Annotated in this window: 26 protein-coding genes; 5 read left to right on the top strand and 21 right to left on the bottom strand. The window is 70.8% G+C overall.

Features of this window, described 5'->3' with window-relative positions; translation table 11 throughout:
* Window positions 1-16: 16 nt before the first annotated feature.
* The 6 genes from ACPWT1_RS21050 to ACPWT1_RS21075 form a co-directional block, all read right to left on the bottom strand.
* Entirely contained in the window at window positions 17-445 is a 429-nt protein-coding gene (locus ACPWT1_RS21050) for an ATP-binding protein (protein WP_427913077.1), read from the bottom strand.
* 3 nt (window positions 446-448) lie between these two features.
* Window positions 449-790, bottom strand: coding sequence for an STAS domain-containing protein (locus ACPWT1_RS21055; protein ID WP_427913078.1), 342 nt, complete (start codon window positions 788-790; stop codon window positions 449-451).
* Window positions 791-842: 52 nt separating this feature from the next.
* Window positions 843-1,775 (bottom strand): hypothetical protein, encoded by a 933-nt coding sequence (locus tag ACPWT1_RS21060; RefSeq protein WP_427913079.1) that lies wholly within the window; start codon window positions 1,773-1,775, stop codon window positions 843-845.
* Window positions 1,775-2,605, bottom strand: a complete 831-nt coding sequence (locus tag ACPWT1_RS21065; RefSeq protein ID WP_427913080.1) for a glycoside hydrolase family 16 protein — start codon at window positions 2,603-2,605, stop codon at window positions 1,775-1,777. The genes ACPWT1_RS21060 and ACPWT1_RS21065 overlap by 1 nt, the downstream gene beginning before the upstream one ends.
* Window positions 2,606-2,677: 72 nt before the next feature.
* The gene (locus ACPWT1_RS21070; RefSeq protein WP_427913081.1) at window positions 2,678-3,877 is read right to left on the bottom strand and encodes a PP2C family protein-serine/threonine phosphatase; all 1,200 of its coding nucleotides are present in this window, start codon (window positions 3,875-3,877) and stop codon (window positions 2,678-2,680) included.
* Window positions 3,874-4,233 (bottom strand): Hpt domain-containing protein, encoded by a 360-nt coding sequence (locus tag ACPWT1_RS21075; protein ID WP_427913082.1) that lies wholly within the window; start codon window positions 4,231-4,233, stop codon window positions 3,874-3,876. The genes ACPWT1_RS21070 and ACPWT1_RS21075 overlap by 4 nt, the downstream gene beginning before the upstream one ends.
* Window positions 4,234-4,378: 145 nt before the next feature.
* On the opposite strand from ACPWT1_RS21075, the gene ACPWT1_RS21080 reads away from it, so the two are divergent.
* From ACPWT1_RS21080 to ACPWT1_RS21090, 3 genes are all read left to right on the top strand, one after another.
* Complete coding sequence (locus ACPWT1_RS21080; protein WP_427913083.1) at window positions 4,379-4,588, top strand: DUF3606 domain-containing protein; 210 nt, start codon at window positions 4,379-4,381, stop codon at window positions 4,586-4,588.
* A gap of 113 nt (window positions 4,589-4,701) precedes the next feature.
* The gene (locus ACPWT1_RS21085; RefSeq protein ID WP_427913084.1) at window positions 4,702-5,700 is read left to right on the top strand and encodes an AI-2E family transporter; all 999 of its coding nucleotides are present in this window, start codon (window positions 4,702-4,704) and stop codon (window positions 5,698-5,700) included.
* A 59-nt stretch (window positions 5,701-5,759) separates the two neighbouring features.
* On the top strand, window positions 5,760-7,925 hold the full coding sequence (locus tag ACPWT1_RS21090; RefSeq protein ID WP_427913085.1) for a prolyl oligopeptidase family serine peptidase: 2,166 nt from the start codon (window positions 5,760-5,762) through the stop codon (window positions 7,923-7,925).
* A gap of 33 nt (window positions 7,926-7,958) precedes the next feature.
* Here the strand turns inward: ACPWT1_RS21090 and ACPWT1_RS21095 are convergent, their stop codons facing one another.
* The 3 genes from ACPWT1_RS21095 to ACPWT1_RS21105 all read right to left on the bottom strand — a co-directional run bounded on the left by ACPWT1_RS21095 (window position 7,959) and on the right by ACPWT1_RS21105 (window position 11,282).
* A complete protein-coding gene (locus tag ACPWT1_RS21095; protein WP_427913086.1) occupies window positions 7,959-8,492 on the bottom strand; it encodes a hypothetical protein in 534 nt (177 codons plus the stop codon).
* 107 nt (window positions 8,493-8,599) lie between these two features.
* Window positions 8,600-9,082 carry a hypothetical protein gene (locus tag ACPWT1_RS21100; RefSeq protein WP_427913087.1) on the bottom strand — a complete coding sequence of 161 codons (483 nt, stop codon included), beginning with the start codon at window positions 9,080-9,082 and terminating at the stop codon, window positions 8,600-8,602.
* Window positions 9,083-9,188: 106 nt separating this feature from the next.
* The gene (locus ACPWT1_RS21105; RefSeq protein ID WP_427913088.1) at window positions 9,189-11,282 is read right to left on the bottom strand and encodes a prolyl oligopeptidase family serine peptidase; all 2,094 of its coding nucleotides are present in this window, start codon (window positions 11,280-11,282) and stop codon (window positions 9,189-9,191) included.
* Between the two features lie 263 nt (window positions 11,283-11,545).
* Between ACPWT1_RS21105 and ACPWT1_RS21110 the strand changes: the two genes are divergently transcribed.
* Window positions 11,546-13,318 (top strand): hypothetical protein, encoded by a 1,773-nt coding sequence (locus ACPWT1_RS21110; protein ID WP_427913089.1) that lies wholly within the window; start codon window positions 11,546-11,548, stop codon window positions 13,316-13,318.
* A gap of 13 nt (window positions 13,319-13,331) precedes the next feature.
* Here ACPWT1_RS21110 and ACPWT1_RS21115 read toward each other — a convergent pair whose 3' ends face one another.
* The 5 genes from ACPWT1_RS21115 to ACPWT1_RS21135 all read right to left on the bottom strand — a co-directional run bounded on the left by ACPWT1_RS21115 (window position 13,332) and on the right by ACPWT1_RS21135 (window position 17,910).
* Window positions 13,332-13,697 carry a response regulator gene (locus ACPWT1_RS21115; RefSeq protein ID WP_427913090.1) on the bottom strand — a complete coding sequence of 122 codons (366 nt, stop codon included), beginning with the start codon at window positions 13,695-13,697 and terminating at the stop codon, window positions 13,332-13,334.
* Window positions 13,694-15,094 (bottom strand): RAD55 family ATPase, encoded by a 1,401-nt coding sequence (locus ACPWT1_RS21120; protein ID WP_427913091.1) that lies wholly within the window; start codon window positions 15,092-15,094, stop codon window positions 13,694-13,696. The genes ACPWT1_RS21115 and ACPWT1_RS21120 overlap by 4 nt, the downstream gene beginning before the upstream one ends.
* Window positions 15,095-15,119: 25 nt before the next feature.
* Window positions 15,120-15,902: a sensor histidine kinase gene (locus ACPWT1_RS21125; RefSeq protein WP_427913092.1), complete on the bottom strand. Its 783-nt coding sequence runs from the start codon at window positions 15,900-15,902 to the stop codon at window positions 15,120-15,122.
* A 179-nt stretch (window positions 15,903-16,081) separates the two neighbouring features.
* A complete protein-coding gene (locus ACPWT1_RS21130; RefSeq protein WP_427913093.1) occupies window positions 16,082-17,215 on the bottom strand; it encodes a PAS domain-containing sensor histidine kinase in 1,134 nt (377 codons plus the stop codon).
* Window positions 17,216-17,316: 101 nt separating this feature from the next.
* Window positions 17,317-17,910 (bottom strand): 3-keto-disaccharide hydrolase, encoded by a 594-nt coding sequence (locus ACPWT1_RS21135; protein ID WP_427913094.1) that lies wholly within the window; start codon window positions 17,908-17,910, stop codon window positions 17,317-17,319.
* 243 nt (window positions 17,911-18,153) lie between these two features.
* On the opposite strand from ACPWT1_RS21135, the gene ACPWT1_RS21140 reads away from it, so the two are divergent.
* Window positions 18,154-21,132 carry a N,N-dimethylformamidase beta subunit family domain-containing protein gene (locus ACPWT1_RS21140; protein ID WP_427913095.1) on the top strand — a complete coding sequence of 993 codons (2,979 nt, stop codon included), beginning with the start codon at window positions 18,154-18,156 and terminating at the stop codon, window positions 21,130-21,132.
* A 122-nt stretch (window positions 21,133-21,254) separates the two neighbouring features.
* Here ACPWT1_RS21140 and ACPWT1_RS21145 read toward each other — a convergent pair whose 3' ends face one another.
* The 7 genes from ACPWT1_RS21145 to ACPWT1_RS21175 form a co-directional block, all read right to left on the bottom strand.
* Window positions 21,255-21,701, bottom strand: coding sequence for an SRPBCC family protein (locus ACPWT1_RS21145; protein WP_427913096.1), 447 nt, complete (start codon window positions 21,699-21,701; stop codon window positions 21,255-21,257).
* A gap of 78 nt (window positions 21,702-21,779) precedes the next feature.
* Window positions 21,780-22,073, bottom strand: a complete 294-nt coding sequence (locus ACPWT1_RS21150) for a YciI family protein (RefSeq protein WP_427913097.1) — start codon at window positions 22,071-22,073, stop codon at window positions 21,780-21,782.
* Between the two features lie 12 nt (window positions 22,074-22,085).
* On the bottom strand, window positions 22,086-22,361 hold the full coding sequence (locus ACPWT1_RS21155) for a DUF2164 domain-containing protein (RefSeq protein WP_427913098.1): 276 nt from the start codon (window positions 22,359-22,361) through the stop codon (window positions 22,086-22,088).
* A gap of 41 nt (window positions 22,362-22,402) precedes the next feature.
* Entirely contained in the window at window positions 22,403-22,807 is a 405-nt protein-coding gene (locus ACPWT1_RS21160) for a GFA family protein (RefSeq protein ID WP_427913099.1), read from the bottom strand.
* Window positions 22,808-22,840: 33 nt separating this feature from the next.
* On the bottom strand, window positions 22,841-23,374 hold the full coding sequence (locus ACPWT1_RS21165) for a GNAT family N-acetyltransferase (RefSeq protein ID WP_427913100.1): 534 nt from the start codon (window positions 23,372-23,374) through the stop codon (window positions 22,841-22,843).
* A gap of 23 nt (window positions 23,375-23,397) precedes the next feature.
* The gene (locus ACPWT1_RS21170; RefSeq protein WP_427913101.1) at window positions 23,398-23,571 is read right to left on the bottom strand and encodes a hypothetical protein; all 174 of its coding nucleotides are present in this window, start codon (window positions 23,569-23,571) and stop codon (window positions 23,398-23,400) included.
* Between the two features lie 280 nt (window positions 23,572-23,851).
* The gene (locus tag ACPWT1_RS21175; RefSeq protein WP_427913102.1) at window positions 23,852-24,787 is read right to left on the bottom strand and encodes a universal stress protein; all 936 of its coding nucleotides are present in this window, start codon (window positions 24,785-24,787) and stop codon (window positions 23,852-23,854) included.
* Between the last annotated feature and the right edge of the window lie 60 nt (window positions 24,788-24,847).

Consider the following 24,847-nt stretch of genomic DNA (forward strand, 5'->3'; position numbering starts at 1 on the left):
GTGCGTCTCCTAGGGCTCACATCCGGCGCACCAGGTGCAGCCGGTTCACGCCGTCGCGGCTGCCGTAGCGCACCTCGTGGAAGGCGGCCTTGATCAGCGCCAGGCCCATGCCGCCTTCGGGCAGGCCGGCCAGGTTGGTGGGATCGAACAGGAAGGTGGTTGACGGGTCGGCCTGCGACAGGAGGTCCTTCGGAATGGGTCGGCCCTGATCCCACACGTCGACTTCGAGGGCACCGCCTCGCTCGCGCAGCCGCAACCGCACGGGCTGGCCACCAGCGCGGCCGAAGCCGTGCTGCACGATGTTGGTCAGCGCTTCGGCCAGCGCCAGCTCGATGGCATCACGCTCGCTCTCCGACAGCCAGTCGGGCAGCAGCGCGCGCACCTGCTGCGTGGCCTGCGCCACCTCGGACAGGGTGGGAGCAACGAGGAGCTCGGACTCCTGCATGGGCTACGCGCCCAGCCGGGCAAGCGCTTCCTGGCGGTCGGCGTGGATCGCGAACACCTTGTCCATGCGGGTGAGCTTGAACAGGCTCAGCACCCCGCCGCGCGCGCCGCACACCGCCATCGTGCCCTGGCTGCCCAGCGCCTTCAGGATCGAGACCAGCGCGCCGAGGCCACTGGAATCGAGGAAGTCCACGCCGGACAGGTCGACCACCAACTGGCGCTCGCCGCCCTGCACCAGCTGCACGACCTGCTGCTTGAAGGCGGGCGCGACCGAAGCGTCGAGGCGCTTCACGCGCGGGACCACCACGGGCACGTCGCCCTCGCGGTGGATGTCGATCAGTTCCATGGAATCTCCAGCGGCGCCTCGCGCCGCGCTCTCGCAATGGTAAGGGGCTCCATCACCACGACGCGCCCCAGCCGACCGAGATGCTGCCGCTGCGGAACTGGCCCTCCCCGGGCGCGCGCGCACGGCCAGGCCAACGATTGCCGGAGTAGTTGGCGTATTGCAACGTCAGGCCGCTGGAGCCGGGGTCGGTCCAGCCGAAGCCGTAGGTGAAATCCGGATCCCAGGGCTGCTGCTTCCTGGGCTCGGGCCACGCGAACGCGGTCGCCTGCGCGAACCAGCCGCCGGGCCGCGTGTAGCGGCAGCCGAGGGCGAACGAGACCTTGTCGCTGCCGACGTCGCCCGCCAGCCGCGTGTAGCGCGGCACCAGGTTGCCGTCCGCATGGCACGAGGCGGCGTCGCCGTCGCCCACCAGCAGCCACGGGCGCAGCGCCTCGGGCAGGCCGAACCGGTAGGCCGCGGTCCACTGCCCCTGCGGGAAGTTCCAGCGCTGCTCGCCTTGTGCGACATCGGGGTGCCTGCGCGTGCCGGTGTAGTTGGCGTACGCGAAGGCCCAGTGCCCCTCGCGTCCATCGTCGTGGCCGAAGCCGTAGGTGAAGTCCGGGTCCCAGCTGCGCTGGCGTGACGGCTCCAGGTAGCGGAACGCGGTGCCCTGCACGAACCAGGCCCTGTCCTCCAGCGGCCGCCAGCGCAGCTGCGCCTGCACGGTGGTGGATCCGGCACGCGGCCCCTGCGTGCCGGCGCCGGCGGCCTGGCCGTTGCGCAGCGGCGCCTCCAGCGACAGCCGCAACGTGAGCACGGAGTCCGGCGACGGCGGTGCGGCCGGCCGGTCCGGCCCCAGCGGCACGTACAGGGGATCGACCTGGGCCGGCGGCTCCACATAGGTGCCACCGCGCTGCTGCTGCGGCGGCGAAGGCGGGGTCTGGGCCAACGCGATGCCGGTCGCGACCAGTGCGCACACGCCGAGCAGGGACGCGCGGACCGCCATCACCGGCCCCACCGCATGGGGGCATCCGCTGCGGTCGGCATCGGTTCGGACACTGGCACGGATGCCGGTGCGATCGCGGTACCGACCTGCCCCGGCACCCAGCGCCAGACGCGCACCGCGGCAATGTCGAACTGCGCCGGCAACCGGGCTTCGTCGATGGGACCGCCCCAGTTGCCGCCGAGGGCCAGGTTGATGCGCAGCCGCATCGGCTGGCGCAGCGGATCGCCGCCATCGGCGAGCCGGGCCTGGTCCGGATCGAAGCGGAACCAGGTCTGGCCATCGAGCGCGATGCGGATCCCGTCCGGCGTCCACTCCAGCGTGTGCGTGTGCCAGCTGCCCTCGAAACCAGGCACGACGCGGCTGTCGTTGTGGTGCTGGCGCGTGCGCGGCGTGCGGCCGTAGTGCACGCCGGCGAACACCGTGTCGGGATGCTTGCCGACGGCCTCGAACACGTCGATCTCGCCGTACACGCCCTCGCCTTCGTGCACCAGCCAGATCGCGGGCCAGACGCCGGCCCCCGACGGCGTGCGCGCGACCACCTCGATGCGGCCGTACTGCAGCGGCTCGCGCGCGAGCAGCGAGGCCGACGTGTACGTGGACAGCTTGTTGCGCAGGCGCCAGTCGCGGCTGCCGGCACGCCACTGCGCATTGGGCACGGCCTCGCGCCGCGCCTGCAGCCGCAGCACACCGTCCTGCAACGTGGCATTGCGGTCGCTGTAGTACTGGTCCTCGCCATTGCGCACGAAGCCGGTCTCGAAGCGCCAGTAGCCGGCATCGAGCGGCTGCGGCCGCGCGAAGTCGTCCTCGTGCGCGAGCTGCCAGTCAGCCATGCACGCGGCGGGAACACACAGCAACACGGCGAGCACGGACGGCAGCCAGCGTGCGGAACGGCGCCCCATGCGTCAACGCGCCTCCAGGACGAGCAGCGTCACGTCGTCGCCGAAGCTGCCGGTGTGCCACCCGCGCAGCGCGTCGCGCACCGCGGCGCAGGTCGCGGCCGCCGGGGCATCGCGCTCGCGCTCCAGCAACTCGCGCAGGCGCTGCGCGCCGAACGCGCTGCCGTCCGCGCCCTCGCAATCGACGATGCCGTCCGAATGCAGCACGAGGCGGCTGCCGGGCGCCAGCGTGTGCAACGTGGCCTGCCAGTCCGGCTCGGGCAGGATGCCGATCGGCACGCTGCCTTCGCCGATCGCCGTGAACTCGCGCTCGCCGGGGGCCGCGTGCAGGGCCGGCGGATGGCCGGCCCCGACCAGCGCCACCTGGCCGGTGGTGCGGTCGACGAGGCCGAACACGAGCGTGAGGTACAGGCCCGACTCGTCGGACTGCATGAAGCGCGCGTTGTAGCGGTAGACGATCTCCAGCGCGGCCTCGTCCAGGCCGATGTCGGGCGTGACGGCCCGCACCACCTGCTGGGCTGCGGTGCGCAGCTGGTGTTGCGCGGCGACGGCCATCATGGCCGCCGCCACGCCATGGCCCGAGACATCGGCCAGGTAGAACCCGAGCAGCCGGTCGCCCAGCGCGAAGTAGTCGTAGAGGTCGCCGCCGACGTAGCTGGAGGCCTCGAACCAGCCCTCGAAGCGCAGCGAGCCGAAGGCCTGCGGCGCCGGCAGCTGCCCGCGCTGCAGCGCGCGCGCCAGCTCCAGGTCACGGCTCAGCTGCGCATAGGCCTGGCTCAGTTCCTGGTTGCGTGCCGCCAGCCCGGCTTCGAGGGCCAGCACGCGTTCGGCAGCGCGCAGGCGCGCGCCCAGGTCGGCCGGCCGCAGCGGCTTGGCCAGGAAGTCGTCGACGCCCGCTTCCATCGCCACCTGCAGGGCCTGCTCGTCGCCGGAGGCGGTGAGCATGATGCAGTAGACGTAGTTGCGGTCGCCGCGCGCGCGGATGGCCCGGCACAGGTCCAGGCCGTCCATGCGCGGCATGTGGCGGTCCGTGACCACGAGGTTGAAGCCGCCATCGGCCAGGTGCTGCAGGGCCTGCTCGCCATCGGCGGCTTCGACGACCCCGTAGCCGCGCGAAGCCAGGAACGCGGACAGCAGGGCCAGCAGCAGCGGGTCGTCGTCGACCAGGAGCGCACGGATCGGCGGGTTCACGGTCTCGGCACTCACTCCCGCGGCGCTGCCAGCAGCGCATCCAGCAGGCGCCCTGCGGGGTCGAAGTCGGCAGCCGCGCGCCCGCCCCTGGCCATCACCTGTTGCAGTTCCATGTCGAGCGCGCGTGCGTGCTCGCCCAGGGCATGCAGGCCGAAGGTGCCGGCCGATCCGGCCAGCATGTGCGCCTGCCGATACAGTTCCTGCAGGTCCTGGTCGTCGCCGGGGCTCTGGCGGCAGCTCCGGAACAGGACCTGGAGCGTGTCCAGGCGCGTCGGCAGCTGCGCCCGCCACTCGTGCGAGAGGGCGGCAAGCCGCTCCTGGAACGAGGGCGCGGGGCCACTCGGGGCAGGCGGCGGTACAGCGGAAACCATGGCCGTTGAAGGTACCACGACATCCTGACCGAACACCCGCGCCGTCGGGCTGGCGCCACGGACCGCAGGGGCGATCAAGAGCGTCCTACAGTTCGGCCTCGACCGCATCCCTACCATGTTGCGCAAGCAAGATCGGAGCAAGAACATGGCAGTGACCAACGGAACCCAGTCCCCGGACAAGGTCGACCGCATCGACGTGAGCTGGGACTACGCCGTGTGCGCGTGGGCCCGCCACTTCAACACCAGCGAGCAGCAGGTCAAGGAAGCGGTGGCCGCGGTGGGCGACCGCGCCGACCACGTGCGCGAACACCTGCAGGCACGCAGCCAGCAGCGCAGCGAACGGCCGTCCGCCTGAGCCGCGCGTCCGCGCCCGCAACCCAGCGGGCGCTTCCTACCCGCTGTCGCGCCGGCGTCCCACTGCCGGGCCAGCGGTCCGGATGATCATCGCGCCACTGCCTGCGCACCGCGATGCCCGATGCTGACCAGCCCCGCGCCCGCACGACGGTCCTCGTCGTGTTCGGCATCCTGCTGCTGCTGATCGTCAAGCTGCAGCTGCTGGCCGCGCTGGTCGCGGCGCTGGGCACCTACGCCATCTTCGAATGGGCGCAGCGCCACCTGTGCCGCTGGCTGCCGCCCGCATGGGCGCGCGTTGCGTCCGTCGTCCTCACGCTGGCCGTGCTGGCCGTCGTCGGCTGGGGCTGCGTGCAGGCGTTCGAACTGCTGTGGGGAGCCGAGGGCCTGGCGCGGCTGATGCGCCTGCTGGCCGACACGCTGGAGCGGCTGCGTGCCTTCATGCCCCCGGACATGGCCAACAGCCTGCCCGAGACCGCGGACGAAGTGCAGCACGTCCTGTCGCGCTGGCTGCGCCAGCATGCGCGAGAACTGCAGCACTGGGGCAACGAGACCGTCCGCCTGTTCGTCGACCTGCTGGTGGGCAGCGCGATCGGGCTGCTCATCGCCTTCTCCGACCACGCCGCTCCGCGCTCTCAGTGGCAGGCGCTCGCGCGCGAGCGGCTCACCAACCTGAGCACCGGGTTCAACAACGTGGTCGCGGCCCAGGTGCGCATCGCGGCCCTCAATGCGGCGCTGACCGGCATCTTCCTGATGGGAGGACTGCCGCTGGCGGGCTACCCCCTGCCCTTCGCGCGCACGCTGGTCGTCTTCACGTTCGGCATGGGGCTGGTGCCCATCGTCGGCAACCTGATCTCCAACACCGCGATCGTGATGGTGGGCCTCTCCGTGTCGCCGGGCGTGGGCATCGCCTGCCTGATCTTCCTGGTCGTGATCCACAAGCTCGAGTACTTCCTCAACGCGCACTTCGTCGGCAGCCGCACCAGCATCGCGCCCTATGCAGTGCTGGCCGGGATGCTCGCCGGCGAGGCGGCGTTCGGCCCCGCAGGCCTGCTGGCGGCGCCGATCTTCGGCGCGTGGCTCGCGCGCGAGCTGCAGGACGCCGAGCTGGTGTGAGCGGTCTGCGCTCCGGGGGGGCGCTGCCTACAATCCGCGCTCCCGAGGAGACAACACCAATGACGCCTTCCGTTCGCGCCCTGCTGCGCGCCTGCACCGCGGGTCTGCTCGCCGCCACCGCGCTGGCCGCGGCCGCCGCCCCGCCCCCGGTGCGCGACACCGCCGAGTCCATCTTCGGCACCACGGTGCACGACCCGTACCGCTACTTCGAGAACGTGCGCGACCCGCAGGTGCGCGACTGGATGCTCGCCGAGAGCGCGCGGGCACGGCAGGCACTCGACCGCATCGAGGTGCGCGACGCCCTCGAACAGCGCATCACGCAGCTGTCGGCAGCGACCGGCGACGCGATCCAGCGCATCGTCCGCATGCCGGGCGACCGCCTGTTCTTCCTCAAGCGCCTGCGCGGCCAGTCGCAATACAAGCTGGTGCTGCGCGAAGGCGGCCGCGAGCGCGTGCTGGTGGATCCGCAGGCGCTGGCGGCCAAGACCGGCGTGCCGCATGCGATCAACTACTTCGTGCCATCCTGGGACGGCCGCTACGTCGCCTATGGCCTGTCCGCCGGCGGCTCCGAGGAGGCCTCGCTGTCCGTGCTGGACGTGCGCACCGGCCAGCCCGTGGGCGAACCCATCCCGCGCGTGCACGAGCCCAACGTGAGCTGGTTGCCGGACAGCCGCTCGTTCACCTACAACCAGCTGCGCGCATTGACGCCCGAGGAGCCCGAGACCGAGACCTACCTCGATTCCAGCGTGATGTGGCAGCGCGTCGGCGCGCCGGCCGGCGAAGCCCGCGCCGTGTTCGGGCCCACGGTCAACAAGCAGATCGGCCTGGTGCGGCTGGACGTGGGCTCGCTGCTGTTCGCGCCCGGCAGCCCCTGGGTGGTGGCGCGCACCACCGACACCACCGTGCCCGAAGGCTCGCTCTTCATCGCGCACGTCGCCGACTTCGGCAGGGGCGACGTGCCGTGGCAGCGCATCGCCTCGCCCGAGGACAGCATCGTCGACATCGAGCTGAAGGGCGACGAGCTGTTCTTCCGCACGCACAAGGACGCGCCGCTCTACAAGGTGATGAAGCTGGACCTGCGGCGGCCGCAGCTGTCGCGCGCGGTCGAGGTCGCGCGCGCGCCCAAGGGCGGCGTGCTCGAAGGCTTCAACGTCGGCCCGGACGCCGTCATGGCCTCGGTACGCGAAGGCACCGCGATCGGCCTGCGCGAGTACCGGCCCGGCGATACCGAGGGCAAGCCCATCGCCCTGCCGTTCCACGGTGGCGTCGCGGACCTGCACGACGACCCCGCGCACGCGTACCACGACTGGCTGTACACGCTGGCCGGCTGGACGCAGGCGCCGCGCACGTACCGGCTGCAGGGCACGCAGTCGGTCGATACCGGGTTGCGGCCCCCGGTGAAGATCCCGGGCGCGCCCGCGGTCGAGGTCACCGAGGTGCAGGTGCGCAGCCACGACGGCGTGCTGGTGCCGATGACCATCCTGCACCGCAAGGGACTCGCGCGCGACGGCAGCAACCCGACGCTGCTGGACGGCTACGGCTCCTACGGGTTCTCGGAGACGGCGCACTACAACCCCTCGCGCATCGCCTGGCTCGAACGCGGCGGCGTGCTGGCCTTCGCCAACGTGCGTGGCAGCGGGGTGCACGGCGATGCGTGGCACCGGGCCGGCTTCAAGGCCACGAAGGCCAACACCTGGAAGGACGGCATCGCGTGCGCGCAGTACCTCATCGCGCAACGCTATGCCTCGCCGGCCACGATGGCCGTGATGGGCACCAGCGCGGGCGGCATCTTCGTCGGCCGCGCGGTGACCGATGCGCCGCAGCTGTTCGCCGCGGCGATCTTCAACGTCGGCGTGATGGATGCGGTCCGCGCCGAGGAGAGCGCCAACGGCATCACCAACATCTCGGAGTTCGGCAGCTGGCGCGACCCGAAGGAATTCCCCGCGCTGCTGGCGATGAGCACCTACCACCAGATCCGCGACGGCGTCGCCTATCCGGCCGTGATGCTGGTGCACGGGCTGAACGACCCGCGGGTGGACGTGTGGCACAGCGCCAAGGCGGCGGCCCGCCTGCAGGCCGCCAGCACGAGCGGCAAGCCGGTGCTGCTGCGGCTGGATGCGCAGGCCGGCCATGGCGTCGGCAGCACCGCGCAGCAGCGCAACTCGCTGCAGGCCGACATCTACAGCTTCCTGCTGTGGCAGATGGGGAAGGCGGGGACGCGCTGAGCGCAGCGGCGGCCTCCGTCTGCGGCTGCCGCCTTATCGCAGCACGAGACGGATGGTCGCCACCTGCGCGTTGTCGATGACCGACGTGGCTGTCAGCAGCACGTCGATGGGCACCAGCGCAGGGCCGTAGAACGCCGAGTCCAGCACCACGCCCGAGGCATCGAGCTGCGACTCGGTGATCGTCACGCCGCCCAGGTCCACCGTGGTGCCGTTCGAGAACAGCGGGCTGCCGTTGACGGAGAAGCTCCAGACCACCGGCTCATTGGTGTCGAAGGTGACGGGCTGGCCGACGCGTGCCTCGACGACCAGCGTCTGCCCGGTCGGCGCGGGCGCATAGGTCGTCCCGCCTGCGACCACGCCGACCTGCAGGGTGGTGCCCTGCTCGACGGCCAGGCCGCCCGCGTCGCCGCCACCGCCGCATCCAGCCAAGGCAAGTGCGCAGCCGACGGCGATGGCAGCGCCGAGCCGCCGGAGGGCGGCCGGACGGCTCATGGAACGCCAGCCGGCGCCGGGCAGCACGGTGGGTGCGCGCAGCGCCGGTGTGTCGAGGGATGTGCAGGGGTTCATGGGAAGGCCTGAAGTGGTCCCCCCATGCTGCAAGCACCAGCGTGAATGCCCGCTGAACGGACGGCGCGCGGAGCGCGCCGCGAGAAGCCGCCGTGAAGGCGGCAGGATCAGCGCTTCGCGGTCGCGGGCGCCGCGCCCATGCTGCGGGCGTCGCTTGCTTTCGCGTCCTTCGTCTCGGGCCCGTTATGGCTGGCCTTGCCGGCACCGGAGGACCTGGTGTCGTCGGCGTCCTTGCCCTTGGCCTGGTCCTCGTTCACCCACTTGCCGCCGGTGAGCTCGTACTTGCCGTCGGGGCGCTTGACCCACTGGTGCTGCTCGTAGGTCTTGCCTTCCTCCTTGAGCACCCATTCGCCGCCCTTCCACTCGTAGCGGCCGTCCTTCCAGTCGTAGTAGCCCTTGGACCAGACGTAGTCCTTGTTGGGCGCGGGCGCCGCTTCCCACGAGCCGGACGGCGGCGCGACATCGGTGACCACGGCTTCGGGTTCCGGCTTCCTGGCCGCCTTCTTCTCCTTCTTGCCGGCGGCCATGGCCGCCGGGCTGGCCGCGATGGCCAGGCAAAGCAGCGCCGCACCCAGGGATTGCTTGTGCATCGGGTTCACTCCTTGGTGCCCACACTGTCGTCCCGCCAGGGACGACGCGGCGTGGGACTCGTCCGGCAAGCCCTGCCGGACGCCTCCGACCACGGCCGCGCTACGGTCAGCGCGTCGGTCGCCCGAGCTGCATCCAGAGGTACGCGAACTCGAGCGCGCGCAGGTGCGCCTGCTGCTTGGGGTCGGCGGCACCGCCATGCCCGCCCTCGGTGTTCTCGTAATAGAGCACGTCGTGGCCCTGCGCCTGCATGCGCGCGACCATCTTGCGGGCGTGCGCCGGATGCACGCGGTCGTCGCGCGTGCTGGTGGTGAACAGCACGCGCGGGTAGCGCACGCCTGGCTTGACCTGCTGGTAGGGCGAGTAGCGGCCGATGAAGGCCCAATCGCCCGCCTCGTCCGGGTCGCCGTATTCGGCCATCCAGCTCGCGCCGGCCAGCAGCCGGTGGTAGCGCCGCATGTCCAGCAGCGGCACCTGGCAGACCACCGCGCCGAACAGGTCGGGGCGCTGCGTGAACGCGGCGCCCATCAGCAGTCCGCCGTTGCTGCCGCCCTGGATGCCCAGGCGGTGCGGCGACGTGATGCGACGCGCGACCAGGTCCTCCGCCACGGCGATGAAGTCGTCGTAGCTGCGCTGCTTGTGCTCGCGGACCGCGGCCTGGTGCCAGCGCGGGCCGAACTCGCCGCCGCCGCGCAGGTTGGCGATCACCAGCACGCCGCCGCGGCGCAGCCAGAGGTCGCCGCGCACGGCCTGGTAACTCGGAAGCAGGCTGACCTCGAAGCCGCCGTAGCCATAGAGCAGCGTCGGGTTCTCGCCATCGGCCGACGCGCCGTGCGGCCACACGACGAAGTACGGCACCTTCGTGCCGTCCCGGCTGGTGGCGAACAGCTGCTCGGTGCGCATGCCGGTGCTGTCGAAGAGCGCCGGCCGCTGCTTGAGCGTCTCGGGCACGCCATCGCCGGCCTTGCCCATCAGCAGGGTGTCGGGCGTGAGGAAGTCCTCGCGCCCGGCGAGATAGGCGTCGGCCAGCGGATCGTCATCCAGGGCTTCGTCATGCAGCGACTGCACCCAGAGCCGGACGTGGGCCGGCAGCGGCACCGCGCGGCGCTGCCAGGTCGTGCCGGTGCGGTGCAGCTCCTCGAGCCGGCTGCCGACGTTGTCCAGCACGTTCAGCAGCACGTGCGATCGGGTCAGCGCCACGCCGTTGCGCTCGAGGCTGCGCGTGGGCGTGGGCGCGAACAGCACGTCGAAGCGGCGCTCGCCGCGCAGGAAGGCTTCCAGGCTGGTGGCGAGCAGCGCGCCCGACGGATGCGTCGTGCCCGCCACGGTCCAGTCGCTGCGCAGGTGCAGCAGCATGAGGTCGCCCTGCACCTGCAGGTCGGCATCGTCGGGCTTTTCGATGCGCTGCAGGCGGCCGTCGTCCAGCAGCAGCGAGTCCTCGCCACGGTAGAAGTCGATCGAGCGGCTAAGGAAATGGCGCTGGCGGCCGCCGGGCAGGTGCTGCACCCAGGCGCCCACGCTCACGTCGTCCGGCCGGCCCTCGAACACCAGCTGCGCTTGCGACAGCGGCGTGCCGCGCCGCCAGCGCTTGATCATGCGCGGATAGCCCGAGCTCGTCATCGAGCCGGGGCCGAAGTCGGTGCCGACGTACAGCGTGTCGCGGTCGATCCACTGGCACCTGGACTTGGCCTCGGGCAGCGTGAACCCGTCCGGCACGAACTGCCTGGCGACCAGGTCGAACTCGCGCGTCACGTGGGCATCGGAGCCGCCGGGCGAGAGGAACACGAGGCAGCGGTCGATGCCGCCTTCGATGCGCGATGGCACGGGCGACGCGCCGTGCCACACCCAGCTGCGGCCCTCGGCCTTGCCGAGCGCGTCGACGTCCAGCACCACCTCCCAGGCCGGCTGCGCGTTGCGGTAGTCGGCCAGGGTGGTGCGCCGCCACAGCCCGCGCGGATGCGCGTCGTCGGTCCAGAAGTTGTAGACGTGCGCGCCGATGCGGCTGATGTAGGGAATGCGGTCGCGCGAGTTGAGCACCTGCAGGATGCGCGCCTCGTCGGCGGCGAAGCCGGGCTGCGCACCCAGCAGCCCTTGCGACACCGCGTTGCGCTCGCGCGCCCACGCCAGCGCGCGCGGATCCTCCACGCCTTCGAGCCAGAGGAAGGGATCGTCGGCGGCCGCATCGGCGGGGGCTTGGGACATGGCGCTCCTGGGAGAGGTGGTGCAGGCAGTGGCGGCAACGCCGGCGAGCAGCGAGGCGAGGGTCTGGCGTCGGGTGGGCATGGGCGCCGCATCCTAACTGGACCGCGCGTGCCCATGCGTGGCGCGCTTGCGGATTGCCGCGAGGTCATCCGGTAACGAACTGCTCGCCTTCACGGAAGTTGCGTTCAGCAAAACCTGGAGGCTGTCGGCAAATGCTCTGCTTGCGCGCTGTGCGGGAACGGTTCCGCAGGAGGAGACAAACTGTGCGAACGAACCCCCCGTCGAGATTGCGCCTGACCGCGGCCGTCGCGGCGCTCTGGTTGAGCGCCTGTGGCGGTGGTGGTGGCGACGATGGTTCCGTGCCGCTGACGGCAGCACCGGCGCCGGGAACCACCGCCGTCCAGGCCACGGTCCCGACCACGGTCCAGACCGCATCCATCGCCGCCACCGTGGCGCCGACGATCAGCTGGACGCTGGCCGATCCCACGCCGCGGGTCTGGCATTCGCTCTCGACCAACGCGGGCGGCGACGTGCTGGTCGCGGGCGAGGCGCCCACCGGCTTCGTCCACACCTCCAGCGACGGCGGCGCGACCTGGACCACCGGGAACAGTCCATCGGGCGTCTGGATCTCCAGCGCCATCTCGCGCGATGGCAGCCGGATCGTCGCGTTGCAGTACCAGGGCGGCATGTACATGAGCACCAACCGCGGCGCGAGCTGGACGCGCGTCACCAGCAGCCCGCTGGTGAACGTCGCCGGCGGCGTCGCGTTCGAGGCGGTGACGATGTCGCAGGACGGCAGCCGCATCGCCGTCGTGGTGCAGAACGGCCCGATCCTGCTCAGCGCCGACGGCGGCGCCACGTGGTCGCGCGGCGTGCTGCCCGATGCACCGCAGGAGCGCTGGTGGCGCTGGATCGACGGCTCCGCCGACGGCACCGTGCTGGTGGCGGTCTCGCACAACGGCGAGATCTACCGCTCGACCAACGCCGGCGCTTCGTGGGTGCCGCTCACCGTCGCCATCGGCGCGCCCGCGGCCGCCGTCACCGAGCACTGGTACCGCGTCAAGCTGTCGGCCGACGGCAGCACCATCGCCGTGGTCGCCAACAGCTTCGGCGGCGGCCCTGGCAGCGGCATCTTCGTCTCCCGCGATGGGGGTGGGACGTGGAACCGCGGCTTCACGCTGACCGCCGACTACACCGGCCTCGCTGTCTCGGCCGATGGCAGGACCATCGCGGCGAGCGTGTCCAACTCGAACGGCACGGCAGGCCGTGTGCTGCTCTCCACCGATGCCGGCGCGAGCTTCGCGGCGCTCGGCATGCCGGGCAGCGACACCAACTGGCGCAGCATCGCGATGAGCGCGACAGCCGACCGGCTGGCCGTGCTGGCCGGCGCCTTCGACACGGGCACCACGGGACTGCTCTACACCGGCCGCGTCGGGGCCGCGCCTGCGCCCGCGCCGACGCCAGCTCCGACCCCGGCTCCCACGCCCGCGCCCACGCCGGCTCCGAGCCCCGCACCCACGCCCGCACCGACACCGGCTCCCACGCCAGCCCCGACACCCGCGCCGACACCGGCGCCGACGCCCGCTCCGGCGCCCACGTGCACCGCGCCGGCCTGGAACACGACCACCCGCTACATGCCCGGCGACCGGGTCATGCGCAATGGCGTGATGTACGTGGCGACGCCGCTGTCGGCGACGGTGTGGAACGTGTACAGCCCGCCGGAATGGACACCGACCTACTGGTCGGTGACGACGTGCAGCGCGCCCTCGCCAGCGCCCGCGCCGACGCCGGCGCCCACGCCAGCCCCGACGCCCGCACCGACCCCGGCACCCACGCCGGCTCCGACACCAGCGCCGACACCAGCGCCCAGCTGCACCAGCGCGCCGGCCTGGAACACGACGACGCGCTACATGCCGGGCGACCGCGTGCTGCGCTACGGCATCGTGTACGTGGCGACGCCGCTCTCCGCGACGGTGTGGAACGTGTACAGCCCGCCGGAGTGGACCCCGACCTACTGGAGCAAGGTGAGCTGCTGAGGGAGCTCCGGCCCTAGGCCGGCATCAGCCGCCGCACGGCTTCGACGAAGGCGTCGAAGCCGAACGGCTTGCGCAGGAAGGCCTGGTAGCCGAGCTGGTAGCTGCGCAGCGCTGCCTCGGGCGCGCCGCTGATCACCAGCACCGGCAGCTTCGCGAACGCGGGCTGCTCGCGCACGGCCCGCACCAGGTCGGCCCCGTTCATGAAGGGCATCATGAAGTCGGTGACCAGCACGTCGGGCGCGGCCTCCTCCAGCCGCGCGAGCGCCTGGCGGCCATCGCCAACCACCGTGACCAGGTAACCCTGCTCGGCGAGGATCATCCCCAGCACCTGGGCGCCGGAGATCTCGTCGTCGACCAGCAGGACGCGCCGCTGGGTCACGCGGCGTCCCCGCCGCGCGCAATACCATCGCGCACCTCCAGGCCGGCGTCGCCAAGGGTGATGCGCCGCATCGCGGGATCGCAGCGGCTCACGCGGCTCTTGCCGATCCAGACGTTGCGCTGCACCTGCTGGACTCGCACGCAGTCCAGGTTGATCACCGTGTCGGCCAGGGCGGACATGGTGGCGATGTCGGTCGGCAACCGGTGACCCGGCGAGGGCTCCTCCACCGTCACGAGCGTGGTCACGCCGAGACGGCGCAGCTCGTTCGTCAGCGCCGCGAGGAAAGGGTCCCCGCGGTCCCCGAACGCAGGCGCGGCGACGAATCCGCCGACGCTGTCGATGACGAGCCGCTTCGCGCCCGTGACGGCCACGCGCCGCAGCAGGTCGTAGGCCAGCGCGTCGAGCAGGTTCTCGCCGAACGGCTGCCACATCACCTCGAGCGCGCCGGTGTCAAAGACGCGGCTGACGTCGAGTCCCTGGATGCGCGCGATGCGGGCGAGGAACTCGGGCGACTCGTAGAAGGTGAAGAACAGCGCCTTCTCCTGCGCACTGGCCTGGGTGGCGAAGTGCAAGGCGAGGGAGGTCTTGCCGCTGCCGGATGGTCCGCAGACGGCCGTGACGCTGCCGCGCGCATAGCCGCCGATGTCGAACATGCGGTCCAGGCCCGCGATGCCCGAGGACACGCCATCCTGCTGCACCATGTCGTCGAAATGCAGGCGCCGCGCCGCTTCGAGCCGCGGGTACACGACGATGCCGTGGTCGCCGATGCGGAACGCGTGGTTGCCGCGCAGCGTGGCGCTGCCGCGGAACTTGACCACCTCGATGTTGCGCTCGCGGCGCGGCCCGAACGCGTGCTCGCGCAGCAGCAGGATGCCGTCGACCATCGTCTGCTCGGCCGACACCGGACGATCCGCATCGTCGCTGGTGAGCAGCAGCGTGGTGCAGCCGGTCAGCGTGGAATGCGCCTGCAGGTCGCTGACGAACAGTTTGAGCTCCTCGTCCGACGACGCCGCGCCCGCGGCCATCACCAGGCCATCGAGCACCAGGATGCCCGCGTTGTGGGCCCGCATCTCGCCGCGCAGCAGGTTCACCACGCCCGCCAGGCCCTGCGTCTTCAACGCGTCGAACGCGCTGATGTAGTGCACGCGGTCGGCCAGCGACTCGATGGCGAAGAACGAGAACGACTGCATGTGCTGCAGCAGGCGCGCATGCGACTCGGCCAGCAAGGTGACGTACACCACCCGGCCTCCGGCCGCTGCATGCGCATGGCAGATCTGGTTGGCCAGGATCGTCTTGCCCGCGCCGGGCGAGCCCTGCAGGATGTAGACCCCCGACTTCAGGAAGCCGCCGCCGGTGACCTCGTCGAAGCCCGGGACGCCGCTCTCGATGCGCGGCAAGGGGGAGCATGGTCGGCTGGTGCGTTCACGGGGAATCCTTGGAAATCGCGGCTTCGGCGTCGACCGGCAGCGTGACGCCGAAGACGGTGCCGCCTTGCGGGCCGGCCTGGACGTCGACGCGGCCGTGGTGGGCCGCGACCATGCGCCCGACGATCCACAGACCGAGGCCGAAGCCGCTCTGGTAGGCCGACGTGCTGACCACCCGCTCGAACTTCTCGAAGATCTTGGCGCGCTGCTGCTCGTCGATGCCCGGGCCGTGGTCGGTGACCTGGAGGCGCACCTCGTCGCCGTGGCGGACGGCGCTCACCTCCACCGGATGGCCGCCGCCGTACTTGATGGCGTTATTGACCAGGTTGTCCAGGATCTGCTCGACCATGTGCGTGTCCCAGTGGCCGGTGATGCGACCGTCGACGCGCGCGTCCAGGCGGCAGCCATGGAATGCGGCCTCGCCCGCGTGCGTGGCCACGACGGTGTCCACCAGCTCGCGCACGTCCACCGGCCGGCAGGCCAGCTTCAGTTCGCCGGCGTTGATGCGCGTGACGTCCAGCAGCACCGTCGCGCGCCTGACGTAGCGCTCCAGGGTACGCCGCAGCCGGCGCACCTCGTCGGCGACGGGGCCGCCGGTCTTGTCGGCCATGTGTTCGAGCACCGCGACCTGCAGTGCCAGCGCATTCATCGGCGAGCGCAGTTCATGCGCCGCCACGGCGATGAAATCGTCGCGGGCGCGGATCGCTTCCTCGGCAGCCCGCAATCTCGACGCCAGATCGGAGATCGACGGATCGTGTGGCGAGCCGGGGTCGTTGCGCATCAATGGCCTCCCGACCTGTTCAGTCCGGAAGCGACGCGAGGCAAGCGACGGCTCGGGTTGGAAATTCGCATGGATAGGCCAACTCTGCGAAGGGCGGGTGCCCGGATGGCCACAGGTGGTTCGGCGAGTGTAACGCTCGCTCACAACAGGCCATGCAGCGCGTTGCCTTCCTGCGCAGGTCAACCGGCCACGCCCTTGGGGCCTGCGGCGCCGGGCCCGCCGCGCGGAATGCGCAGCGTGAATTCGGCGCCCTTACCGGCGCCGGCGCTGCGCGCCTGCGCCACCCCGCCGTGCAGTTCGGCGATCTGCGCGACGATCGCCAGCCCCACGCCGAGCCCTCCCGGCACCAGGTCGCTGGCCCGCACCTCCTGCGTGAACAGTTCGAAGATCCGCGGCAGCACGTCGGGCGCGATGCCGATGCCGGTGTCCTGCACGCGGATGACGATGTCCTGCGCCTCCTGGGTCGCCTTCAGCCACACGGTGCCACCGGCCGGCGTGTACTTGATCGCGTTGACCAGGAGGTTGGACACGGCCTGCCGCACGCGGCTGGCATCGGCCACCAGCGGCAGCGGCTGGCTGGGCAGCACCGCCTCCAGCCGGATGTCCTTGGCGGTGGCCGGAAGGCGCTGCCCCGCCGCCTCGTCTTCCAGCAGCGCACGGACGTCGAACTCGGATAGCTGCAGGTCGAGCTTGCGATGCTGCAGCCGCGACACGTCCATCAGGTCGCTGGTGAGCCGCTCCAGCACGTCGACCTGCGCCAGGATGGTGTCGGCCGCCTTCCGCACGCGCGGATCGGCGGAGCCGCGGCGCGCGATGTACGCCGCGTTCTTGATCGGCGCCAGCGGATTGCGCAGCTCGTGCCCGAGCGTCTGCAGGAACCGGTGCGTGCGCCCCAGCGCGTCGTCCGCGGCGTCGAGGTGGTTGGCGCGGTTCTCCGCGTTGATGCGCAGGTCGGTGCGGTCGCGCATGAGCTTGATGTAGCCGCGCAGGCCGCTGGCGTCGCGCACGGCGGTGACTGTCCCCGTGATCCAGATGCGTGTGCCGTCCTTGCGCATGTGCCAGCGGTCGTCCTGCGAATCACTGTCACGGCGCGCGACCTCCAGCTCGTGGACGTCGAGGGTGCGCGCAACGTCTTCGGGCGCGAACAACGCCGAGACGTGGCGGCCGACGATCTCGTCGGCACCGTAGCCGAAGATGCGCTCGGCGCCGCCCAGCCAGCCCACGATGACGCCATCCACATCGAGCAGGACGATGGCGTGGTCGCGCAGCGCCGGCAGCGCCAGGTCGAGGAGCTCGCGGGCCGCAGGTGTCACCCGCGGCATCGTGGGCGCACCCCGGCATGGCGGGTGACCGACTGCGCCGCGTGCGGTGTGCAGGCGACCGCCTACACGCGCACGCAGCGACGCGGCACCGGTCAGAGCGGGCGGATCTGCAGCTTCCTGAACTTCACCGTGCCACCGGCGTACTGCAGGCCGATGACGCCGGCGTTGTCGCGCGCCTCGTTGGTCTCGGCGGTGGTGACGCCATTGAGCACCACCTTGATCTGCTTGCCCTTCGCGGTGATCTCCATCGTGTTCCACTTTCCGCCGGTGTGCGGCACCGGCGTGGGCGCCTTGACCAGCCAGACGATGGCGCCGGTGGCGTAGCTCGGGTCCGGACGCTTGTCGAAGATGTTGGCTTCGTGGCAGGTGCGGTCGGTCATCGGGCGCACCTCCGAGCAGCGCATGTACACCCCGGAGTTCGCGTCGTCGCTGACCCAGAACTCGGCCCGCAGCTGGAAGTCCTTGTAGCGCTCGTGCGTGGCGAGGTAGTTGGTGGGCTCGGTGCCCACGCGGCTGTCGGCCACCAGCGCGTCGGGTTCCGCGCGCCAGTTGGCCGTGCCCAGGCGGTCGAAGTTGTCAAGGCCCTTGCCGCCATCGATCAGCGTCTGCCAGCCGTCGCCCCCGCGCGGGGTTGCGCAGCCGGCCACCGCTGCGGCCACGGCCAGGGCCAGAACGCCCGTTCTCATCGTCCTCATCGCAATGCACTCCCTGTGTTGGTTGGAGTGCGCATTCAATGGCTGAGCCGTGCCGGCGTCAATCGGTGGATCCCCACGCACCCCGACCAGCAATGTCGTGAAGCGACGAATGCTTGAGGCCTAAACGGCACAGCTCATGCGAGAAACAATTTCTGCGCGTGCCTCGTGCATTCCAGAATGGGCCAACAGCCGCGCCACGAGCGCGGGCAAGAGTCGGCAGCAGGGAGACAAGACGTGGCGAAAAACAAGGGCTTCGCGAAGATCCGCATCGGGGCCTTCTGGCTCGTCATGGGCACCAGCGCCTGGGGCCAGAACGTCATCCAGCAGGAGAACGCCAAACCCGGCGACGGCAGTTGGGAGCTGACGTCCACGTCGGACTCGCCGACGGTCGAGGGCTATGCCTCGGCCACCAGCGTGAACCGCGGCGGCACGATCCGCTTCTTCGTCAGCAGTGCCGCGCCGAGCTACACGATGACCATCTACCGGCTGGGCTGGTACGGCGGTGCCGGCGGCCGGCGGATGATGTCGGTGACGCTGCAGGGCCAGCAGCAGCCGATGCCCTCGCCCGATGCGACCACCGGGCTCATCGAGGCGAACTGGGCCGAGTCGTACCGGCTCACCATCCCGAACAGCAGCGACAAGACCGACTGGGCCACGGGCCTGTACCTGGCCAAGCTCACGCCGAGTTCGGGCACCGAGAGCTACATCATGTTCTGGGTGCGCGACGACTCGTCGACGTCGCCCTACGTCTTCCAGAGCGCCGTCACCACCGCCCAGGCCTACAACAACTGGGGCGGCAAGTCGCTGTACCTGTTCAACAGCACCGGCAGCCCCGCCCGCAAGGTCTCGTTCAACCGCCCGTACAAGCGCCAGGCCTACGCGGACACCGGCGCCGGCCAGGTGATGAACTACGAGATCAACTTCGTTCGCTTCCTCGAGCGCGAAGGCTACGACGTCAGCTACATCACCAACATCGACGTGCACCGCGACCCGGGCAGGCTGCTGCAGCACCGCGCGTTCCTGGTGGCGGGGCACGACGAGTACTGGTCGTATGAGATGCGTGCCGGCGTGCAGACGGCGCGTGCGAACGGCGTGCACCTGGGCTTCTTCTCCGGCAACCAGACCTTCTGGCAGATCCGGCTGGAGAACGGGCGCGACGGCGATCCCTACCGGACCATCGTGGGCTACAAGGATTTCGCCCGGAACGAGGACCCGTATTTCCTGGACGGCGATCCGTCCAACGACAAGTACCTCACCGTCCGCTGGCGCGATCTGAACGAGAAGTTCGGCGTCAACGATCCGGTCGCGCAGCCGGAGAACAGCCTGATGGGGGTCATGTACCACGGCGATCCGGTCAACGGCGACGTGGTGGTGTCCAACGCGTCGCACTGGGTGTTTCGCAACACCGGAGTCGTGAACGGCACGCGCTTCCGCGGGCTGCTCGGGTACGAGACCGACGCCGTGTTCGACAACGGCTACTCGCCCGCGGGACTGGAGGTCCTGGCCACGTCGCCCGACCCGTTCGGCAACTCGAACATGGTGACGTACACGCATCCGTCCGGCGCGGTGGTGTTCTCCACCGGCACCATCCAGTGGAGCTGGGGCCTGGACGACTACAGCGGCAATGGCCTGGTGGATGCCGCCGTGCAGCAGGTGACCCGCAACGTGCTCACGCGCTTTGCAGGCGGCGGCCTCGCGCCCCCGGCCAACGTGCAGGCCACCGGTGGCACGCAGCGCGTGGACCTGTCGTGGTCGGCGGTGAGCGGTGCGACCTCGTACAACGTGTACCGCGGCACTGTCGCGGGCGGCGAGGCCGCGCAGCCATATCGCACGGGCATCACGGCAACCTCGTTCGCCGACACGGGCCTGGGCGCGGGGACGTACTACTACCGCGTGGCAGCGGTCAATGCGCAGGGCGAGAGTGCGAAGTCGAGCGAGGCACTCGCCACGGTCACCAGTTCGTCGCCCGCTCCCAGCCCTGCCCCCACGCCCGCGCCGACGCCGGCCCCCGCACCGTCCTGCACCGCGCCGGAGTGGATCGGCTCCAAGCACTACCTGCCGGGCGACATGGTCACGCGGCTGGGCATCGTCTACGTGGCGACACCGCTGTCGGGCACGGTGTGGAACGAGAACAGCCCGCCGGAATGGACGCCCAACCTGTGGGCCCACGCGAGCTGCACTGCGTCGGCGCCAACGCCTGCACCGACGCCGGCGCCGACTCCGGCACCGACCCCGGCACCGACCCCGGCGCCGAGCCCTGCACCCACTCCTGCTCCCAGCCCGGCTCCGACGCCGGCACCGAGCCCGGCCCCCACGCCTGCGCCGACACCCGCGCCCACGCCCGCACCGACGCCTGCGCCCGTCTGCACCGCGCCGGCCTGGAACGGCACCACGCGCTACATGCCGGGCGACCTCGTGATGCGCAACGGCGTGATGTACGTGGCCACCCCGCTGTCGGCCTCGGTGTGGAACGTGAACAGCGCGCCCGAGTGGACGCCCACCTACTGGTCCGTCACGACCTGCAGCGCGCCCGCACCGACGCCTGCCCCCACGCCGGCACCAACACCTGCGCCGACGCCGGCACCGACCCCCGCTCCGACGCCGGCACCGACGCCGGCACCGACGCCTGCTCCAACGCCTGCTCCAACGCCTGCTCCAACGCCGGCGCCGACGCCCGCGCCGACGCCGGCGCCGACACCTGCCCCCACGCCCGCTCCCACGCCTGCACCGACACCCGCTCCCACACCTGCACCGACACCCGCTCCCACACCGGCGCCGACCCCTGCCCCGACGCCTGCGCCCCAGTCCTGCACGGCGGCGGCCTGGAACGGCAGCACGCGCTACTTCGGCGGCGACCAGGTGCTGCGCAATGGCACGCTGTACACGGCGACGCTGGCGTCCAATTCGACCTGGAACGTGAACAGCCCGCCGGAGTGGACGCCCAACCTGTGGGCCGTCACGAACTGCGGCCCGGCGCCGGCTCCTGCACCGACCCCGGCGCCCACGCCGGCACCGACGCCCGCACCCACGCCGGCGCCCCAGTCCTGCAGCGCGCCGGCCTGGAACGGCAGCACGCACTACCTGCCGGGCGCCCAGGTCTCCCGCAACGGCACGCTCTACACGGCGACGCCGTTGTCGGCTTCGGTCTGGAACGAGAACAGCCCGCCGGAGTGGACGCCCAACCTGTGGGCCCAGGGGACCAGCTGCGTGTGATGGTCAGGACAGGAGTCTGTGTCGTCCCCGCGGAGGCGGGGACCCAAAGCTTCCACGTCGAGATCCGCTGAACACGGAAGCCGTGGATTCCCGCCTTCGCGGGAATGACAAGTCCCGCCCGGTCAGTCCTGGATGTTCGGCTCGACCAGCCGCGCCAGCTGTTCGAGCGATTCCTGCCAGCCCAGGTAGCACATCTCCAGCGGGATGACCTCGGGCACGCCCTCCTGCACGATGGAGACGTCGGTGCCGCCCAACACCGCCTTAAGCGTGACGGTGCACACCATCTCGCCGGGCAGGTTGGGATCGTCGAAGCGGTCGGTGTAGCGGATCAACTGGCCCGGCACCAGGTCGCGGTAGACGCCGCCGAACGAGTGGCTGCCGCCGGTGGTGAAGTTGGTAAACGTCGCGCGATGGTTGCCGCCCACGCGCGCGTCCAGCTCGTGCACCTTGCAGGTGAAGCCGTACGGCGGCAGCCACTTGGACAGCGCGTCGGGCTCGAGGAACGCGCGATAGAGCTTGTCGGGCGGCGCGCGCAGCACGCGGTGAAGGCGGACGGTTCCGGTGGGCATGGTGGATCCTTTCGGGTTCGGGGAGCGCGCAGCATAGACCGGCCGCGTGGCACGGCCGGGGCGCACGCCGCACGCGATCTACACCAGGACCTGCTGGTCCAACGCCTTGCGCCAGTGCAACACCTCGACGCCCTGGCGCAGGCCGCAGGTCCAGAACGGGTCGGTGCGCATCAGCGCGTGCACCACGTCCTTCGACGGTGCCTCGACGATCCACAGCCCGCCGCGGGGCACGTCGGACGGCTCGTTGCGAAGCGACCCGGCCACCAGCACCATGTCCTGGTGCTGCGCGACCCAGTCGACATGCGCCTGCAGGTGCTCGGCGCGCAGCGGACCATGGCCTGGCTTGTCGGTGAAGAGAACCGCGAACAGCATGCCCTTGCCTCCCTACTTGCGGCCCTTCGCCGGGCGCTCGTGCTTGCGCCAGTACTGGAACTCGTCCTCGTGCACTTCGAGGTCGACCTCGCTCACGCGTGCCTGCAAGCGCTCCTGCACGTCGGCGACCGCGCGGTTGTAGATGGCCGGGCCGATCTCCTCGAGGAAGAACCCGAGCAGGCCGCCGGCCGCGACGTTGCCGATCGGCTCGTCCATGTTCTCGCGGAAGTAGCGCTCGATGGAAGCGACGGCCTGGGCCTTCACCTCTTTCGTCAGTTCGATGGTCACGTGGATTCCCGCAGTGGAACTGCGCGGATTCTCGCCTGCCCTCAGCCGAACTCCTCGTGCTGCGGCAGGTCGTCGGTGATGGTGAACCAGGGCGCTTTGGAGCCGACGAAGATGTGCGCGCTCGGGCGGATGGAGGGCGGGTCGAGCAGCGTACCCAGCGTGACGTGCACGTAGGCGCCGTCGCGCACGACCGAGTACAGCAGCGACCCGCACTTGCCGCAGCGCACATCGTGGTCCTGCGCGGGATCGCCGTAATGGAGCACATCGCTCTGCCCCGCAGCCAGCGAGAGCTTGCTGCGCTCGATGCCGGCAAACGGCTTGAATGCGGCACCCGTCGCGCGCCGGCATTGCGAGCAGTGGCAGTTCAGGGCGTAGCGGAAGCCGTCTTCGACCGTGTAGTGCACGGTGCCGCAGAGGCAGGAGCCGCGGAGTGGATTCGTGGTCATGTGTTCCTTCTGGTCCGGGGCGGGTGCGATCAGTCAGCGGGCATCGCGGACATGCGAGTACATGCAGAAATCGCCCGGTCGGCCGCGCACCATCCTGTAGCTGCGCAACAGGCCCTCGCGGTCGAACCCATTTCGCTGCAGGACCGCCATCGAGCGCGTGTTCGATTCGAGCACCGTGGCCTGGACGCGAAGCAGCCCGACATGCAGGTGGGCCCACTGCACGACGACTGCACACATCGAGCTCGCGATGCCCTGCCCCCACCATTGCGGCGTCAGGTCATAGGCGAGTTCGGCCGAACGATTCTCCGGGGAGACCGTATGGAATCCGATCGTGCCAACGAGCCGGTCCGTCGACCGGTCCGCGATGCAAAGGCGAAGCAGCGCGGAAGGCACCTGGGAGGCGCCGGCGTATCGCTCCAGCTCCGCCGGGGACTGCACGTCCCAGCTGGTGTGCTCGAAGACGACCGGCATCGTGAGGTACGCGAACCACTGGGGAATGTCCGCGGGCGTGAGCAGGCGCAGCGTGACCAGCTCGCTGGCCGATTCGGGAAGTTGTGTGAACCGCACCGCGGGGCCTCCTCGACACGAGACTAGATGTCCTGCTGCACCGACTGCGCGGGCCGCCTGGAGCCGAAACGGATGGCGAGCACGCCCAGCGCGAGCAACGGGCCGCCGAGCGCGAGGAGCATGAAGGTGCCGGCATGTCCGGACCAGAAAGCCTTGGCTCCGAACTCGACGTGCTGGATCAGGGCCAGCACCGCCAAGGCCCCGCCCAGGAGGCATAGCAGTGCACCCGGAAGGACGAGCCATGCCCGAGCGCGACCTGATCTTTTCTCGCTGTCTACTGACACTTGACGTCGACCTCACCTTCCTCGCAAAGGAATCGCGAACCAACACAAGACCAGAGTGGATTGGAAGGCACTCGAAATTCTGACCCGAATCTCTCGATGGATGCATCCCTTCAGCACCCGCGCTGCAGCCGGCTGTCCGAGGGCTCGCCCACCATCCGCCAACTTCTGCAGCCCTCTGCGATGCTCATGGCTTTCATGGCGTCAGCCCGCCACGCACCGCAGCGCCCCGGCCCCTTGGCACCGCGGCGGCTCGCACCCGGCGCTTGCGCAACAGCCGCTTTGCCCGCAGTGCCGCGCCTTGCGGGATGACCAGCACGTCGCTCCTGGCCCAGTGCAGGACCACTCGGGAGACGCTGTCGGCGAAGAAGTCGGCGACGGCCCCGCGTGGCCGCCGCCCCACCACCAGCAGGTCGGCGCGCAGGCCTTCCTGCCGCAGCAGCAACTGGCGCCCCGGGTCGCCGAACCCCAGGCCGATCCCCACCGGGTTCGCGCCGTCGTGCACACCGGCTCGCAGGAGCCCGAGGCGCGCATTGGCGCGCTCCAGGCACTGCTGGCGGTACAGCCGCACGGCGCGCTCGGGCGCTTCGGCGAGCCGCAGCCGGCTTTCGTTGCTGGTGCTCACCGCGTGGAACAGCTCGAGGCTGCACGTCGGCTGCAGCGCGCGCGCGACCTGCACCAGCCGCTCGGCATCGGACGTGAGGTCCACGGCGGCGATCGCACGCAGGTAGTTCGCGAGCGGGCGCTTGCGCACCACGAGCACGGGGCGATCGAGCCGGCGCAGGAGCGCCAGCGTGGGCCCGCCGGTGAACAGGTCCTGCAGCCGCTCGCTCGTGCGGAGGCAGGCCACCACCAGGTCCGCCCTCGCGGCCGCCTCGGCCACGTCGTCGAGGAGACCGCGGCGCGTGGGCACGCAGGTCACGGCCAGCTCGAGGCTGGCCTGCAGCTTGCGCGCCAGGAGCGCGAGGCGCCGGGAAGTGTTCGGGCTGCCCGGCTCGCGCCGCGACGCGTGGAACATCAGCCGCACCTGCGGGCGGCGGCGGTACTGCGTGGCCAGCAGGCAGGCGCGCTGCACCGCCATGTCTTCGGCCGCGGAGAGGTCGGTGAGAACGAGGATCGACGTGGGTTCCATGGGTGGCTCCGGAAGATGGCGAACCGCCGCGCGTGCGCGCGGGCCGAGGCGGACGGGCGA

It is taken from the genome of Ramlibacter sp. MMS24-I3-19 (genome assembly GCF_050320135.1).
Lineage (GTDB): Bacteria > Pseudomonadota > Gammaproteobacteria > Burkholderiales > Burkholderiaceae_C > Ramlibacter.

Coding starts and splice junctions, on each gene's coding strand:
- ACPWT1_RS21075 (WP_427913082.1), bottom strand. CDS start 4,233: ATGGTTTCCGCTGTACCGCCGCCTGCCCCGAGTGGCCCCGCGCCCTCG.
- ACPWT1_RS21175 (WP_427913102.1), bottom strand. CDS start 24,787: ATGGAACCCACGTCGATCCTCGTTCTCACCGACCTCTCCGCGGCCGAA.
- ACPWT1_RS21100 (WP_427913087.1), bottom strand. CDS start 9,082: ATGCACAAGCAATCCCTGGGTGCGGCGCTGCTTTGCCTGGCCATCGCG.
- ACPWT1_RS21125 (WP_427913092.1), bottom strand. CDS start 15,902: ATGCGCAACGACCCCGGCTCGCCACACGATCCGTCGATCTCCGATCTG.
- ACPWT1_RS21060 (WP_427913079.1), bottom strand. CDS start 1,775: ATGGCGGTCCGCGCGTCCCTGCTCGGCGTGTGCGCACTGGTCGCGACC.
- ACPWT1_RS21160 (WP_427913099.1), bottom strand. CDS start 22,807: ATGACCACGAATCCACTCCGCGGCTCCTGCCTCTGCGGCACCGTGCAC.
- ACPWT1_RS21150 (WP_427913097.1), bottom strand. CDS start 22,073: ATGCTGTTCGCGGTTCTCTTCACCGACAAGCCAGGCCATGGTCCGCTG.
- ACPWT1_RS21065 (WP_427913080.1), bottom strand. CDS start 2,605: ATGGCTGACTGGCAGCTCGCGCACGAGGACGACTTCGCGCGGCCGCAG.
- ACPWT1_RS21145 (WP_427913096.1), bottom strand. CDS start 21,701: ATGCCCACCGGAACCGTCCGCCTTCACCGCGTGCTGCGCGCGCCGCCC.
- ACPWT1_RS21055 (WP_427913078.1), bottom strand. CDS start 790: ATGGAACTGATCGACATCCACCGCGAGGGCGACGTGCCCGTGGTGGTC.
- ACPWT1_RS21105 (WP_427913088.1), bottom strand. CDS start 11,282: ATGTCCCAAGCCCCCGCCGATGCGGCCGCCGACGATCCCTTCCTCTGG.
- ACPWT1_RS21135 (WP_427913094.1), bottom strand. CDS start 17,910: ATGAGAACGGGCGTTCTGGCCCTGGCCGTGGCCGCAGCGGTGGCCGGC.
- ACPWT1_RS21080 (WP_427913083.1), top strand. CDS start 4,379: ATGGCAGTGACCAACGGAACCCAGTCCCCGGACAAGGTCGACCGCATC.
- ACPWT1_RS21095 (WP_427913086.1), bottom strand. CDS start 8,492: ATGAACCCCTGCACATCCCTCGACACACCGGCGCTGCGCGCACCCACC.
- ACPWT1_RS21090 (WP_427913085.1), top strand. CDS start 5,760: ATGACGCCTTCCGTTCGCGCCCTGCTGCGCGCCTGCACCGCGGGTCTG.
- ACPWT1_RS21085 (WP_427913084.1), top strand. CDS start 4,702: ATGCCCGATGCTGACCAGCCCCGCGCCCGCACGACGGTCCTCGTCGTG.
- ACPWT1_RS21050 (WP_427913077.1), bottom strand. CDS start 445: ATGCAGGAGTCCGAGCTCCTCGTTGCTCCCACCCTGTCCGAGGTGGCG.